Origin of the sequence: Mucilaginibacter sp. OK283 (assembly GCF_900110415.1) — a bacterium.
Taxonomy (GTDB): domain Bacteria; phylum Bacteroidota; class Bacteroidia; order Sphingobacteriales; family Sphingobacteriaceae; genus Mucilaginibacter.
On the sequence record NZ_FODR01000003.1, the window covers coordinates 402,664 to 418,747 of the forward strand.

The following is a 16,084-nucleotide window of genomic DNA, read 5'->3' on the forward strand; positions in this document are numbered from 1 at the left end:
TGCCGGTTGAAGTAAAAGATACATTCATCAAGCAGCTTGTTTCTTTACTAAAATGAGGGCCTAACTCATATAATCTTATTTACATCAACATCATATCCTGCAGCTTTCAACTCCTTGGCAATATTAATTTTCCAATATTCATTAGGGTCAATTTCAACATATAAAAGTCCGTATAAATCGCTTGGTAATTCTACTCCTTTAGTATATAGAGGACATACACGATTTCGGCCAAGTTTACCAATGAAATAACCAAGCTCTAAAACGACATTTTGCCTGGCTCGGTAATTTAAGTCTTCGTCCCTTTTTGCCTTTCCAAGGTCGTCATCTGTTAGAAGCACTATGGCGAATCCCACTTTAGAATGTTCTTCAAACTTTTCTATTATTGTTTTCCCGGAATTTGCCTGTTCATGCAATATTATTGGATTTAGACCAAGTTTTTCAAGAGTTCTTGCGACGTTGATTTTTATTTCGTTGTTATGACCGTGTACAATAAAAACATCATTATTCGTAACAGTGCTATCGTAAACTCTTTCCTCCTTTACTACTACTTGATTTGGGACTTGAGATTTCATTAGGTCCACTTTTTCAACGAGTTGACTTAGGTTATCGATTTTGTTCTTTAGCTTGTTTACAAATTCCTCAACTTGGTTCTCGTCATTTCCACCTAAAAAGCCATATAAGGTGTTAACCGTATCATATCTCTGTTTATACTCATTATGTTCATTGTTAAAGAATTGTTTTAATAATTCAGAGTTATAGTCGTCCCAATTATAATAGTCCTTTTTACTTTCATTTAGTTGGGGCATAGTTTGGATTTGTCTATTTAGGATTTCCTTCCCAAGTTGAATTCTCGAATTAAGTTGATCCGTAAAATATTCTTTTCCAACAATCAGTTGGGTTGGTTCTCTTTCTTTTTGAGTAGAAGGTTTTTTTGTTGCCATTTTGGTTTAACTACAGTGTTGTAAATATAAATAATCGATGCAACTAAATTTTTTGCGCGTGAAATTAAAATCCAACTATTTCTTGCATTTATATAAGTACTTATATAAATTGCGTTATGAATTTATATCAAAGCCTGGGTTATTTGGTATTGGGTAGCAGGTTAAGGCGATTAAGCGAAGCTTTTTTGGCCGAAATTAACCGTGCTTACCAAAATGAGGGGATAGATTTTGATGCCAGTTGGTTTCCGGTGTTTTATTTGTTATCAAAAAACGACGCGCTTTCTATCAAGGAACTGAGCGAACAGATAGAGGTATCGCACCCGGCGGCAAGCCAGCTGATTACCAATTTAAAAAACCGGGGCCTGGTTACCAGCGCAACCTGTACCGACGACGGCCGCAGGCAACTGGTTACGTTAACCGATAGCGGCCGCGCATTACTAAAGCAGATATTGCCCGTTTGGGATGCCATCAGCCAGGCCATGACCCAACTGGTGGATAGCGATGCCATATCGCAACAACTGTTGCCTGCTATTACGGCTGTCGAAAATACCTTTCGTTCAAGCAACCTGTCTGCCGTTATCAGCGAAAAGTTAACAGCTAATTTAAAACCCGCCGATCATGAATAGCATTTTCAACTACGGCACAAACCATTTAACCATTGGCATTTGCCTTGATATTGCAGCAGGTAAAACCAGGGGAATTATCGATGCAGATGCTGATAAAGCTATCCGTGCCTCCTGGGGCGAGGTTGCCAAAATCGTTCATGCGCAAAAGCCGGTTTACGGCATTAATACAGGTTTTGGTCCGCTATGCGATACCCATATATCCGAGGCTGATACCAGTTTGCTGCAAAGTAATATCCTTAAAAGTCATAGTGTAGGGGTGGGCAAGCCCATTCCGCAGGAAATAGCCAAGTTGATGCTGATAACCAAAGTACATGCTTTGGCACAAGGTTTCTCGGGAGTTGCGCCGGATACGTTAACGCGAATCATCTGGCTTATCGATAACGACATTATACCTCTTGTGCCCGAAAAGGGATCTGTAGGTGCGTCCGGCGATCTGGCCCCCTTATCGCACCTGTTTTTACCTTTAATAGGTTTAGGCGAGGTGTATGAAAATGGCGAGCGCAAACCTGCAGCACAGGTACTGCAAAAACATAACCTGGCCCCATTGGTGTTAGGGCCTAAAGAAGGGCTTGCTTTAATAAACGGCACACAATTTATATTAGCTTTCGCGATAAAAGCAGTTGAGCGTTTGGATGATGCCCTGAACCGTGCCGACCTGATTGGCGCCATGTCTTTAGAAGGGCTGATGGGCTCGGTAAGGCCTTTTGATGCCCGTATACATGCTTTACGCCCCTTTAAAGGCACTAAAATGGTTGCCGACCGCCTGTTTACTTTATTAAACGGATCAGAGATCAACTCCTCGCACATCAATTGTAATAGGGTGCAGGACCCTTATTCGTTACGTTGTATGCCTCAGGTACACGGCGCATCGCGCAACGCCTGGCTGCATTTAAAAGAACTTACCGAAATTGAATTAAACTCGGTTACCGATAACCCCGTTATTTTTAGTGCTGATGACACCATTAGTGGGGGCAACTTTCACGGCCAGCCGCTGGCTTTACCCTTGGACTATGCCACCGTGGCCGCCGCCGAACTGGGTAATATTGCCGACAGGCGCTGCTACCTGATGAGCGAAGGCCGTTACGGTTTGCCCAAGCTGCTTACTCATGATGCCGGATTAAATTCTGGATTGATGATCCCACAGTATACTACCGCTGCTTTGGTTACTGAAAATAAAACCCTGTGTTTCCCGGCAAGTGCCGATAGCGTGCCTACTTCATTAGGGCAGGAAGATCACGTATCCATGGGTTCCATCAGCGGGCGCAAGCTGCATACGGTGTTAGATAATATAGAATACATACAGGCCATCGAGCTGCTTTATGCGGCGCAGGCCATGGACTTTCGCAGGCCATTAAAATCAACACCGGTGGTAGAGGCGTTGCATGATTTTGTGCGCCAATACGTTCCGTTTATAAACGACGACCGTGTTTTTGCGGACGATATTAACCGTTTACATCAAATTATTACCGATGGCTCTTTTTTGGCGACTGCCAATAACGCAGCTATTCATCACCACATAACCCTCAGTCATGACGAGTTCGGAATTTATTGATACCTACGCCAGCCACCCGGTATACAAAGCGCCCCGCGGTATGCAGTTGCATGCCAAAAGCTGGCAAACCGAAGCTCCTTTGCGGATGCTGCTTAACAACCTTGATGACGAAGTTGCCGAAAATCCTGCCGAACTGGTGGTGTACGGCGGCATTGGCCAGGCTGCCCGCAACCCGGAATCGCTGCGGAAAATTATTGAGTTGTTGCTGGAACTGGATGAGTATCACTCTTTACTGGTACAATCGGGCAAGCCGGTAGGCATTATCCGTAGCCATCCCCAGGCTCCGCGTGTTTTAATAGCCAATAGCAACCTGGTGCCTGCCTGGGCCAACTGGGAGCATTTTAATGATTTGCGCGCCAAAGGCCTGATGATGTACGGCCAGATGACCGCCGGCAGCTGGATATATATAGGTACACAAGGTATTTTGCAGGGCACCTACGAAACCTTTGTAGAGTGTGGCAACCAGCACTTTAATGGCGATTTGGCAGGCAAGCTGATTGTAAGCGCCGGTTTAGGCGGTATGGGCGGGGCTCAGCCATTGGCGGCAACTATGGCAGGCGGGGTATTTTTAGGTGCGGATGTGGATGCAACGCGTATCCAAAAAAGGTTGGATTCGCAATATATCGACCGCATGACCTACTCCTACGAAAAGGCCATAACCTGGGTAAAAGAGGCTATCGACAAAAAAGAAACCCTGTCTGTAGGCCTGGTAAGCGATGCCGGCGATCTGCTGGAAAGATTATTGAATGACAACCTTATTCCCGATATTTTAACCGACCAGACATCGGCACATGATCCGTTGAACGGGTATATCCCGAATGGTCTGTCGTTAACGGAAGCTTTGGATTTAGGCAAGAGCGATCCGGTAGAATACAAGCGCTTATCGTTAAAAAGTATGGCCAGGCATGTAGGCCTGATGCTGGAATTACAACAACGCGGCGCTATAACTTTTGACTACGGTAACAACCTGCGCGAATTTGCACGGCAGGGGGGCGAACCGGATGCATTTAATTTCCCGGGTTTTACACCGGCCTATATCCGCCCGCTGTTTTGCGAAGGTAAAGGGCCGTTCAGATGGGTAGCCCTTTCCGGCGATCCGGAAGATATTTATACTACGGATAAAGCGCTGATGGAATTATTCCCCGAGGATAAGCCGCTGGCCAAATGGTTGACCAATGCGAGGGAAAAAATCTCGTTCCAGGGATTGCCTGCCCGTATTTGCTGGCTGGGGATGGGCGATAGGGAAAAGGCCGGCCTGTTGTTTAATGAGCTGGTAAAATCAGGCAAGGTAAAAGGCCCGATAGTAATAGGCCGCGACCATTTGGATTGCGGCTCGGTAGCATCGCCCAATCGCGAAACCGAATCCATGAAAGATGGCTCGGATGCCGTGTCTGACTGGCCGCTGCTTAACCTGATGGCCAATGCATCCGGCGGCGCTACCTGGATCTCGTTTCACCACGGCGGCGGCGTAGGCATGGGTTACTCCCAACATGCCGGCATGGTTGTTTTGGCCGATGGAACGGAAAGGGCCGCCACCTGCCTCAAACGCGTATTATATAATGATCCGGCGATGGGGATATTCCGGCATACCGATGCAGGGTACGATAAGGCTGAAGAGTGGGCAGAGAAGTTTGGGTTGAAGGTGTGGTGAGCCCCACCCAACCCTCCCCTGAAGGGGAGGGCTTTAAAAAGAATGTTGAATAAAACCTGAGCTTTTGAAAGTCTCCCCCTTCAGGGGGAGATTTAGAGGGGGCTGCTGATATTTATGAAAAAACTAATCGGTCCATTCACGCAAATCCTTCCTTTAACAGGGCTGCCAATAAAGGGCGCGCTAAAGGACGAGCAGTTACACATCATCCCTAACGGAGGCGTATTGGTTGATGACGGACTAATACTCGCCGTTGATGACTTTGAAAAACTCCGGTCAAACTATCCGTCGGCACAAATCGAAGAAATTAACGGTAATCACGTACTATTGCCCGGTTTTGTAGATTGCCATACCCACATTTGCTTTGCCGGCAGCCGTGCAAAGGACTATGCCATGCGTAACAGTGGTAAAACTTATTTGGAGATAGCGCAATCAGGCGGGGGCATCTGGGATTCGGTTACTCAAACCCGTGCTGCAGATGAGGCAACGTTAACAAGTCTGCTTTTGAAGCGCGTACAACGGCATGTAAGCGAAGGCGTCACCACCATCGAAATAAAAAGCGGCTACTGCTTAAGTGTCGGGGGCGAGTTAAAGCAGTTAAACGCTATAAAAGAGGCGGCAGATAAAACAAATGCAAGTTTAATATCAACCTGCCTTGCCGCCCATATATTACCTAAGGACTTTAATGGCAATCACCAGGAATACCTTAATCATGTTTTAAACAACCTATTGCCTGTTATCAAACAAAAGGGATTGAGCAACCGGATTGATGTTTTTATCGAGCAAAGTGCGTTTAACGCCAGCGACGCTTTAAACTATTTGGCCAAAGCTAAACAAATGGGCTTCGAGGTAACAGTTCATGCCGATCAGTTTACCACAGGAGGTAGCGAAGTCGCTATCAAGGCCCGCGCTGCATCCGCCGATCACCTGGAAGCCAGTGGCGATTATGAAATAAAATTATTGGCCAATTCCGATACCGTAGCTGTAACTTTACCCGGCGCATCCTTGGGTTTAGGAATGGCTTACGCTCCCGCCCGCAAGCTGCTGGATGTCGGAGCCTGCCTGGCCATAGCCAGCGACTGGAACCCCGGCTCGGCCCCAATGGGCGACCTGCTGATGCAGGCTGCGGTAATGGCTGCCGCAGAAAAGCTAAGCGCAGCCGAAGTATTTACGGGCCTAACCGCCCGCGCGGCCCAGGCCCTGAAACTAAACGACCGTGGGATCTTAAGCAAAGGCAAACTTGCCGATATGCAGGCTTACCCATGCGACGATTACCGCGAGATATTATACCGCCAAGGAAAATTGAAGCCTGAAATGGTATGGACGGAGGGGTTGAAAAATTAAAAGGCGGGGGAATGTGCGATTCCCCTCTTGAGAGGGGCGGAGGGGGGTGTTTATAAAAGCAGGCGATGAACGCTGGTCAACACACCCCTGCCACCGCGCTTTCCATCCCGCCCCCTCTCGAGAGGGGAACTTAAAAAGAGGCAGGCTTCGCCGCCATAACCAGTGAACCAATGAACAAACTAATAGAATGCGTACCCAATTTTAGCGAAGGTGTAAACCTTGATATTATTAAACAGATAACCAACGAAGTGGAATCGGTTGAGGGAGTAAGGTTACTGAATGTTGACCCTGGTAAGGCTACCAACCGAACTGTCGTGACATTTGTGGGCGAACCTTCCCGGGTGATTGAAGCTGCTTTCCTCGCGATAAAAAAAGCGGGGGAGCTGATTGATATGAGCAAACAGAAAGGCGAGCATCCGAGGATGGGTGCTACTGATGTTTGTCCGCTGATACCGATTAGTAATATCAGTATGGAAGAAACCGCGGAGTATGCCCAGCAGTTGGCCAGGAGGGTAGGCGAGGAGTTGCAGATCCCGGTTTATTTGTACGAGAATGCGCAGCCCAACAAAAGCAGGAGTAACCTTTCGGTGATTCGAGCCGGCGAATATGAAGGTTTTTTTAAGAAGATAAAACTGCCCGAATGGGCTCCCGATTTCGGTCCGGCCGAAAATGATGTTAAGCGGGGGGCAACTGTGATAGGTGCCCGTGATTTCCTGGTAGCTTACAATGTGAACCTTAATACTACATCAACCCGCAGGGCAAATGCTATTGCGTTTGATGTACGCGAGGCTGGCCGAACTTTGCGCGAAGGCGACCCGGTTACAGGCAAAATCGTAACAGACGAGAATGGTAAACCCAAATCAATCCCCGGCTCATTAAAAGCGGTTAAAGCCATCGGCTGGTATATCGAAGAATACGGCGTGGCCCAAATCTCAATGAACCTGACTAATATAAAAATAACCCCTGTTCATGTGGCTTTTGACGAAGTTTGCACCAAAGCCAATGAGCGCGGCATTCGGGTAACAGGCAGCGAATTGGTGGGTTTGATCCCTTTAAAAGCGATGCTGGATGCAGGTAAATATTTCCTGCGCAAGCAACAACGCTCTGTTGGCGTTAGTGAAAAGGAACTGATAAAAATAGCCATCAAGTCGATGGGGCTTGATGAACTTGGCCCTTTTGTTCCCGAAGAACGCATTATTGAATATTTATTGAAAGATAAGGCTGATAGTAAATTGATCAGCATGAGCCTTACTGACTTTGCCGATGAGACGGCGAGCGAAAGCCCGGCACCCGGTGGTGGTTCTATCTCGGCCTATGTAGGCTCATTAGGCGCTTCATTGGCTGGCATGGTGGCCAACCTAAGCTCGCACAAAAAAGGATGGGACAGCCGCTGGCTGGAGTTCAGCGACTGGGCCGGGCAGGCGCAACAATATAAAAATGAGCTTTTGGCATTGGTGGACCTGGATACTACGGCTTTTAATAAGATCATGGAATCTTTCAGCCTGCCCAAATCTACCAATGAAGAAAAGGCTGCAAGGGATCAGGCAATCCAGGAGGCCACAAAATATGCCATTGAAATCCCTTTTAAGGTGATGCAGGCCGCGCTGAACAGTATGGAAGTGATTAAGGCGATGGTGGAGATAGGCAACCCCAACTCTGTAACCGATGCCGGTGTAGCTGCCCTTTGTGCCCGCACGGCCGTTTTAGGAGCGTTTATGAACGTGAAGATCAACGCTTCGGGGTATAAGGATAAGGATTATGTTTTGGATATTATTTACCGGGGCAACGAGATTGAACGGCAGGCTATTGCTTTGGAAGCAGAGATTATTGAGACGGTGAATGGGAAGATAGCCTTGTAAGAAAAAGTCCATGGACCATAGTCTATGGTCCATGGACTAAACGAACTAAAACCTATACCTCACAAAAGCTTCCATAGCTTCATATTCTGCTAAACCTAATCTGTCGTATTTTTTAGCGGTATCGCTTGTCCTGTCTTCGGCGCGTACCCAAAACTCCCTTGCATCGTCACCAGGGAATACCGGCCTGTCTTTTTGTGATTGGTGTTTGAAGATGGCATTACGCTTGCGGATCACTTCCTGTGGTGAAAGCGGCACAGCCATTTCAATTTCATGAGTTTCAAACTCGTGCCATGCACCGCGGTACATCCACAGCCAGCAATCTTTTACCCATTCTTCGGTTGCCTTCAGGCGGTCGAGTGCTGCAAGGATAATGTTGAAGCACACCAGGTGGGTTCCATTAGGGTCGGCAAAATCACCGGCTGCAAAAATCTGGTGTGGCTTTATTTTTTGTAACAGGTCGATGGTTAACAGGATATCTTCCTCGCCAACGGTGTTCTTTTTGATTTTGCCGGTTTCGTAAAATGGCAAGGCCATAAAGTGGATATGATCATCCTGTAAACCTGCATAACGGGCCCCCGAAATGGCCTCTGTTTTGCGGATAAAACCTTTTACATTCCTGATTTCGCGGGTATCAATCTGGTTGGGTTGTTTTTGCGGGAAGAAGGCACGCATTTCTTCGTATAACGAAGTCAGGTGTGCACTGTCCTCACCAATGCTGTTGGTAAAGTCGATAGCGAACTCCATGTAACGCAGTACATCATCGTCCCAAACCGCGGTGTTGCCCGATGTTTGGTAAGCAACATGCACATCATGCCCCTGGTCGACCAGGCGGATGAAGGTACCACCCATCGAGATCACATCATCATCCGGGTGCGGGGAGAAGATAACCGAGCGTTTTTTTGCCGGTAAAGCCCTTTCCGGGCGTTGTGAATCATCAGCATTCGGTTTGCCGCCCGGCCAGCCCGTAATGGTATGCTGTATCTGGTTAAAAATATCAATATTGATGTTGTATACGGGGCCCTGCTCTACGGCTAATTGAGCCATACCATGGTTGTTGTAATCTTCTTCGGTAAGTTTTAATACCGGTTTACCAATGGTATCAGCCAGCCAGATCACGGCTTTCTTTTTCAGCGTATTATCATCCCATGAACAATCTTTAACCAGCCATGGGGTATCAAAACGGGTTAGTTCAGATGCGGCCGCTTCGTCCAGCACAAATTCCACATGCTCTGATAATTGCAGGTAGGTAGCAGGAACTTCACCGGATATTTCACCTTCAACCGCTTTTTTAACAATAGGCGCTTTTTTGGCGCTCCAGGCCATCAGGATGATCTCTCTTGCTTTAAAAATAGTACCAATCCCCATGGTGATGGCTTTGGTAGGCACATTGGCCTTGCCGCCAAAATCGCGGGCAGCATCACTGCGAGTCAGGTCATCTAAAGTAACCAAACGAGTGCCCGAATTTGGAGCAGATCCAGGCTCATTAAAACCGATGTGACCGGTACGGCCGATACCTAATATCTGCAGGTCTAAACCACCTAATTCTTCAATTTGCTTTTCATAATCCAGGCAGAAGGCTACTACGTCTTCTTTATCCAAAGTACCATCGGGTATGTGCACATTGGCTTTATCAATATCAACATGGCTGAAAAGGTTTTCGTACATGAAAGTAACATAGCTTTGGGCGGCATCGGGCTTCATGGGGTAGTACTCATCCAGGTTAAAGGTGATGACATCTTTAAACGACAAGCCTTCTTCTTTGTGTAAGCGTACCAGTTCGGCATAAACACGGATGGGGGTAACACCTGTTGCCAGGCCAAGCACGGCCTGTTCGCCTTTTGCCTGTTTATCGCGGATAAGTTTGGCTATCCTGCCTGCTACGGCAAGGGATGCCTCCTGCTGGTTGCCATAAACGCTTACCGGCAGCTTCTCGTACCGGGTCTCTTCCAATAAATTTAATCGAGCCATAATTTTCTAAAGAACCTTTGTTATATATATGTTGAATAAAAAAAAGCGTGTTAAAAAAAATCCCCGCCGAAACGAGGATTTTATCAAACCAATTAACAAAAACTGTTTTAACCTCACCGACATAAGGCTAAAAAGAATTCTATTTAATAACAAGTTGTGCATTACTGGTACAAACATAATAAAACTTATTTTCAATAAAAAGAACTTTTTAAATTATTTTAATAAGTATCATCGCACGAATTGTCACGAATTAAATCGGATTTCCCAAATGACGGTCACGCGAATTTTAGGACGATAAGTATCGATAGCGACATTAACTTTCTAATTCGTGTAATTCGTAAAGATTCGTGAGCACTGGTGTGTAACAAGAAAAGAGCTCCTGATGGGCAGGAGCTCAGATTCTAACCAATTATAAAACATAAATATGAGAAGAGAAGAGATGCAGGGGATGGGGTCGAACCATCCGCTTGCTGCCGGCCAGCGCCTGCGTTATAGTTAAAAATGCACCCATTTATAAACTATCTGCTGCAAATATATAATTAATCTATAATATCTATCTATTTAGTAGATAAAATATTGAAATATTTTTTAAGTTTATAAAATTTCCTTCAACAAAAACTCCTGGTCTGCGTTATTAATGGGTTCGTCGATACAAAACTACTCTCTGTCGATGCACACTGTGTTAACTACAATTTAAGCTGAAAATTTGTCGTTAAGTAAATAATTAATTAAGGGTTCAATCAGCTCTGTTTACGTTAACCAAAACTATTAATTGTATGATCTTACTACTTTGCGGCCTGTCTGGCGCCGGGAAAACCACCCTCGCTCAAAAAGTTAAAGTAAGCCTCAGCCGGATAGAAATCCCAACAGAGGTAATTGATGCCGACGAATACCGGCAGCAGCTATTCCCCGATCTTAAATATTCAAAGGAAGATAGGTTTGAAAACATCAGGCGGCTGGGCTTTATAGCCAATAAGTTTAGCAACCAGGGCATCGTTACCGTCATCAGCGCCATAATGCCCTATAACGCTATGCGGAGCCAGCTGGTTAACAATTACGATGATGTTAAAGTAGTTTATGTAGACTGCCCTTTACCCATTTTAAAGGCAAGGGATACCAAAGGGCTTTATCAAAAAGCGCAATTGCCAGCCGGCCATCCCGAACGCGTTGGCAATTTAACAGGCGTGAATGACCCGTTTGAAGCACCGGCATCGCCCCACCTGCATATTAATACCTATACCCATAATATTACCGAATGCACAGCTATGCTGCTGGCTTTTATACAACACGAGCATCAATTATTAAAACAGCAGGTTATTGCCTGTTGAATATTTCAAAATCAATCACAGTTAAATTAATACCCCCATGCAACACCAAACTTTAATTATAGCCGGAATGCACCGCTCAGGCACATCGTTAATAACAAACTGGCTTAACCGGTGCGGACTGCAAATTGGCGAAAACCTGGCAGCGGGTAACAATGGAAACATTGACGGGCATTTTGAGGATGTTGAATTTTTAAAGCTGCATGAGGAGATTTTGAATAACAACAGCCTCCATATTTCGGGCCTGGTAGATGCCAAAAAGATAGAATTATCACCTTACCAGCTGGCCAAATTGCAAGGCATTATTAATATAAAACAGCAACTGTATGAGCAATGGGCATGGAAAGACCCACGCACCTGCCTTTTCCTGGATACCTACGGTAGGTTACTGCCCGAGGCCAAATACCTGGTAATTATGCGCGATTACCAGGCTGTTATCAGTTCGTTGATAAACAGGGAGTTTGCGCATATTGATAAAAAATACATGGGCCGCAATTGCCTGCAACGGATGCTCTGGAAACACTGGCGACGCAGCCGCCGCGAAGAAAAGTTTTACGCCGAACATGCCGAAACTTATTTAAAGGTGTGGATAAACTATAATGAAGAAATATTAAAGACCTTAAAAAAGCTGCCCGCAGATGACTACCTGGTTGTTAATTACCGGCTTTTACTGGAGAAGGACACGGAGGTTATTGATTTTTTAAAGAATAAATGGAAATTTAATTTAAACTACTTTAATTTTGGCCTGGTTTACAAAAGCAATTTAATGAGCGCCGCCCGCGATATTGAACGTTTTATACAAACAAAAACGCTACTGGTAAAGGCACAATATTTGCAGATGCGGTTGAGTCACTATGTGAGGCTGGGGTAGGAAGATGTGCAGATTTCAGATGCGCAGATGATTGTATGAACCCGGATTGCTAAGCAGATTGATCAGGTTATTTTGATTTAGATTTTCAAAAAATCCTGTAATCCTTTAGTCTGACGAATCCCGGTTCAGACATCTTTTAACCAGACAGGAATTTGTGAAATTCGAGTCAATTCGTGCCATGTGTGTTAAATAAGAATCGGCACATCTGAAATCTGCATATCTGCACATCAGTTTAAAACTGCACATACTTTTCAATAAGGGCCTTGTCAATGCCTTTTGCGCGGGCTTTTTTAGCCTGTTTTCTGAGTATAAACTCAAAAATGCTCATCCAGCCGGGGAGGTTGCTTTCGCTGATATCAAACAGCCAGGCTAATGCCAGCTTATCCCTTGGGAAGCCTTTTTTATTGGTGAGGCCATCTAATGCCAGGCCATATCCTATTTGAAGCGATTGCTCAAAGCCCCTGCTTGCGGGCCTCAGTTCTACGCTGAATTTGCAGGGTTTGCCGCTTCTGTTCCTGAACAGGTGATTAACGTTGGGTTCGGCCAGGGCTTGCTGGCCGGGTTTTAACTTATATGCATTTTTGCCTAATGCTACCTCTACTTCACCATCAATACAGCTAAATTTTTCGCTGTAAGTTTTGTGGTAATGCAGGCCCACACCGCCGCCATCGGCCAGTTCAACTTCTACTAAAGTGTATTCGCCGTTTGTTTCGGCGGCTGTTTTCAAGAATACCACGGTATCTTTCTGGATAGGATTATGAATGCTTCTGCGGTTTTCGGTCATGATTGCTTGCGATTTATCACTATATACGGTCAGTTAAACAATATGGATTTTTGTCTGAACCCGGATTGCAGATTCTTCAGATTTTTTTGATTTGATTTGCAGGGGATGAATGGTCAAAGTTCTGAAATCTGTGTAATCTGAAGAATCTGCTTAATCCGAGTTCAGACTAGTCACTAACCAGACAAGAATTTGTGAAATTCGAATCAATCCGCATCATTCGTGTTGAAAAATCATCTGCACATCTGAAATTTGAAATCTGCACATCTGCACTTTAATTTTTATCTTTACCCATCCAAAAGTTTTTAGCGAATAATGAGTGAAGATCTGAATCAAAACGAGATACCTGATAATAACGACGACAAATTACATAACGTTACCTCACTCGACGGGTTATACGAAAACTGGTTTCTTGATTATGCCTCTTACGTTATCCTCGACCGTGCCGTACCACACATCAATGATGGTTTAAAACCGGTACAGCGCCGTATCCTGCATTCATTAAAGGAAATGGACGACGGGCGTTTTAACAAGGCCGCCAACGTAATTGGTAATACCATGAAGTATCACCCCCACGGTGATGCATCCATAGGCGATGCCATGGTACAAATAGGGCAAAAAAACCTGCTGATTGATTGCCAGGGCAACTGGGGCGACCCGGTTACGGGCGATTCGGCAGCAGCGCCACGTTATATCGAGGCCCGCTTATCCAAATTCGCGCTGGATGTGGTGTTTAATGCTGATACAACCATTTGGCAGGCCAGCTACGATGGGCGTAATAAAGAACCTATTACCCTGCCTGTAAAATTTCCTTTGCTGCTTGCCCAGGGCGCCGAAGGTATCGCGGTAGGTTTGGCTACCAAAATATTACCGCATAATTTTATCGAACTGATTGATGCATCCATAGCCGCCCTTAAAGGTATAAGGCCGAATTTATTGCCCGATTTCCCTACCGGAGGTATGGCCGATGCATCTGCCTATAACGAAGGGCAACGCGGCGGTAAGATAAGGGTACGCGCCCGCATTGCCGAAAAGGATAAGAAAACGCTGGTGATATCCGAAATTCCGTTCAGCACTACTACCGGGGGGCTGATGGAAAGCATTGTGAATGCCAACGAAAAAGGCAAGATCAAGATCAAGAAGATTGAAGATAATACATCAAAGGATGTAGAGATTGTAGTGCACCTTGCGCCGGGTATATCGCCCGATGTAACTATTGATGCATTATATGCCTTTACCGATTGCGAGGTATCGATATCGCCCAATACCTGCGTAATTCAATCAGATAAGCCACGCTTTATGAGCGTGAACGATATGCTTACCGAAAGCACGTTTTTTACCAAGGAGCTGTTAAAACAGGAGCTGGAGATAAGGCTGAAGGAACTGATGGAGAAGATTTTCTTCAGTTCGCTGCTTAAAATATTTATACAGGAGGGCATGTACAAACACCCCGACTATGAAACATCGGGCAACTTTGAAACTGTGCTGGAGGTATTGAACCGCTTGTTCGAGCCGTTCTTCCCGCAGTTTTACCGTACCATAATGCCCGATGATTATAAAAAGCTGATAGATAAACCTATGAGCAGCATCACCCGCTTTGACGTTAAAAAAGCGGATGAGCAGATGAAGGCCCTGGAAAATGAAATAAAACAGGTAAAACATCACCTGAAACACCTTACTGATTACACCATTGCCTGGTTTGAAAAACTACGCGAAAAGTATGGTAAAGACAGGGGCCGTAAAACCGAACTGCGCACCTTTGATAAGGTAGAGGCTGCACAGGTGGCGTTGGCCAACATAAAATTGTATGTGAATAAAACCGACGGCTTTGTGGGCTCGGGCCTTAAGCGCGATGACTCGGTTGAGTATGTTGGCGATTGCTCGGATATCGACGAGATTATCGTTTTCCGCGCGGATGGCCGCTGCCTGATCACCAAAGTGCAGGATAAGGTTTTTGTGGGTAAAGACATCATCCACGTGGCCGTATTTAAAAAGAACGACGAGCGTACCGTTTACAACATGATATACAAAGATGGCGAAAGCGGCATTGCGTATATCAAACGTTTCTCGGTAGTGGGGGTAACCCGCGATAAGGAATACGACCTTACCAAGGGCACCAAAGGTACCAAAGTGTTGTATTTTACGGCCAACTCCAACGGCGAGGCCGAAATAGTAAATGTGCAGCTTAAGCCGCATTCCAAACTCAAGAAACTGCAGTTTGATGAAGACTTTGCTTCGATAGCTATTAAAGGCCGTGGATCGATGGGGAACATCATTACCAAATACCCGGTTAAAAAAATTGTGCTGAAATCAAAAGGCGTATCAACCCTGGCCGGCAGAAAGATTTGGTATGATGAGATCCTGAAACGCCTTAACGCCGATGGCCGCGGCAAATACCTGGGCGAATTTGATGGCGACGACCGTATCCTGAACGTATTAAGTACCGGTGTATATGAACTTACCAATTTTGATCTGAACAATCATTTTGATGATAAAATGATCCTGATTGAAAAGTATGATCCTAAAAAAGTTTTCTCGGCAATCCACCTGGATGGAAAATCCAAAAACTACATGGTTAAACGCTTCGTGTTTGAAACCATAGCTATAGGTAAACAGGTAAGCATCATCAGCGATGAGCCCGGATCAAAACTTATTTACATTGCCAAAGCAAACCAATTGGTAAAAATTGTACAGCTTAAAGGTAAAGAGCAAACACCCGAAACCATTGAGGTAAACCTGGCCGACCTGATAGATGTAAAAGGCATGAAGGCCATGGGCAACCGCCTGTCGCAATTACCCATCAAGTCTGTCGAACTGATAGTTACCGAGGATGTTGCGGAGGAGGCCATTGAGCAAGAAGCTGATAGCGAAGCAGAAGAATTGGATGAGGCAGCCGCGGAGGCAGATGAAACTGAGACTGAGAATGAACCGGTGAAACCGGAAGCACCGGCAATGAAATCGGCCCCAAAGCCGGTTGAACCTCCAAAAGGAGAATCACCTAAAACAGAAGCTGCAAAATCACCTGAACCTGAGGTGGGCGAAGCCTCAAACGAAACATCGAATTTGCCCGCAAAACCGGCGCAAATTCAAACAAAGAAAATTGATTTCGAGATTACTAACCCGGATGATATTGATATAGACGACAAAGGCCAGTTAGGGCTGTTTTAAA

Annotated in this window: 11 protein-coding genes; 8 read left to right on the forward strand and 3 right to left on the reverse strand. The window is 45.5% G+C overall.

What is annotated here, in order from left to right; translation table 11 throughout:
• Nucleotides 1–65: 65 nt before the first annotated feature.
• Nucleotides 66–941, reverse strand: a complete 876-nt coding sequence (locus BMX56_RS30370) for a TIR domain-containing protein (protein ID WP_218152397.1) — start codon at nucleotides 939–941, stop codon at nucleotides 66–68.
• A gap of 116 nt (nucleotides 942–1,057) precedes the next feature.
• On the opposite strand from BMX56_RS30370, the gene BMX56_RS09935 reads away from it, so the two are divergent.
• From BMX56_RS09935 to ftcD, 5 genes are all read left to right on the forward strand, one after another.
• Nucleotides 1,058–1,567, forward strand: a complete 510-nt coding sequence (locus BMX56_RS09935) for a MarR family winged helix-turn-helix transcriptional regulator (RefSeq protein ID WP_090645350.1) — start codon at nucleotides 1,058–1,060, stop codon at nucleotides 1,565–1,567.
• Complete coding sequence (gene hutH / locus BMX56_RS09940) at nucleotides 1,560–3,119, forward strand: histidine ammonia-lyase (RefSeq protein ID WP_090645353.1); 1,560 nt, start codon at nucleotides 1,560–1,562, stop codon at nucleotides 3,117–3,119. The genes BMX56_RS09935 and hutH overlap by 8 nt, the downstream gene beginning before the upstream one ends.
• Nucleotides 3,097–4,770 carry a urocanate hydratase gene (gene hutU, locus BMX56_RS09945; protein WP_090645356.1) on the forward strand — a complete coding sequence of 558 codons (1,674 nt, stop codon included), beginning with the start codon at nucleotides 3,097–3,099 and terminating at the stop codon, nucleotides 4,768–4,770. The genes hutH and hutU overlap by 23 nt, the downstream gene beginning before the upstream one ends.
• Before the next feature lie 114 nt (nucleotides 4,771–4,884).
• On the forward strand, nucleotides 4,885–6,111 hold the full coding sequence (gene hutI, locus BMX56_RS09950) for an imidazolonepropionase (protein ID WP_090645360.1): 1,227 nt from the start codon (nucleotides 4,885–4,887) through the stop codon (nucleotides 6,109–6,111).
• A gap of 170 nt (nucleotides 6,112–6,281) precedes the next feature.
• Complete coding sequence (gene ftcD / locus BMX56_RS09955) at nucleotides 6,282–7,970, forward strand: glutamate formimidoyltransferase (protein WP_090645365.1); 1,689 nt, start codon at nucleotides 6,282–6,284, stop codon at nucleotides 7,968–7,970.
• A 45-nt stretch (nucleotides 7,971–8,015) separates the two neighbouring features.
• On the opposite strand, the gene nagB is transcribed toward ftcD, so the two are convergent.
• On the reverse strand, nucleotides 8,016–9,938 hold the full coding sequence (gene nagB / locus BMX56_RS09960; RefSeq protein ID WP_090645368.1) for a glucosamine-6-phosphate deaminase: 1,923 nt from the start codon (nucleotides 9,936–9,938) through the stop codon (nucleotides 8,016–8,018).
• A gap of 776 nt (nucleotides 9,939–10,714) precedes the next feature.
• Between nagB and cysC the strand changes: the two genes are divergently transcribed.
• Both cysC and BMX56_RS09970 read left to right on the forward strand, forming a co-directional pair.
• A complete protein-coding gene (gene cysC, locus BMX56_RS09965; protein WP_090645371.1) occupies nucleotides 10,715–11,266 on the forward strand; it encodes an adenylyl-sulfate kinase in 552 nt (183 codons plus the stop codon).
• A 37-nt stretch (nucleotides 11,267–11,303) separates the two neighbouring features.
• Nucleotides 11,304–12,134: a sulfotransferase gene (locus BMX56_RS09970; RefSeq protein ID WP_090645374.1), complete on the forward strand. Its 831-nt coding sequence runs from the start codon at nucleotides 11,304–11,306 to the stop codon at nucleotides 12,132–12,134.
• A 232-nt stretch (nucleotides 12,135–12,366) separates the two neighbouring features.
• Here BMX56_RS09970 and BMX56_RS09975 read toward each other — a convergent pair whose 3' ends face one another.
• Nucleotides 12,367–12,918 (reverse strand): cupin domain-containing protein, encoded by a 552-nt coding sequence (locus BMX56_RS09975; protein ID WP_090645377.1) that lies wholly within the window; start codon nucleotides 12,916–12,918, stop codon nucleotides 12,367–12,369.
• Between the two features lie 312 nt (nucleotides 12,919–13,230).
• On the opposite strand from BMX56_RS09975, the gene BMX56_RS09980 reads away from it, so the two are divergent.
• Nucleotides 13,231–16,083 (forward strand): DNA gyrase/topoisomerase IV subunit A, encoded by a 2,853-nt coding sequence (locus BMX56_RS09980; protein ID WP_090645380.1) that lies wholly within the window; start codon nucleotides 13,231–13,233, stop codon nucleotides 16,081–16,083.
• The last annotated feature ends 1 nt before the right edge of the window (nucleotide 16,084 follow it).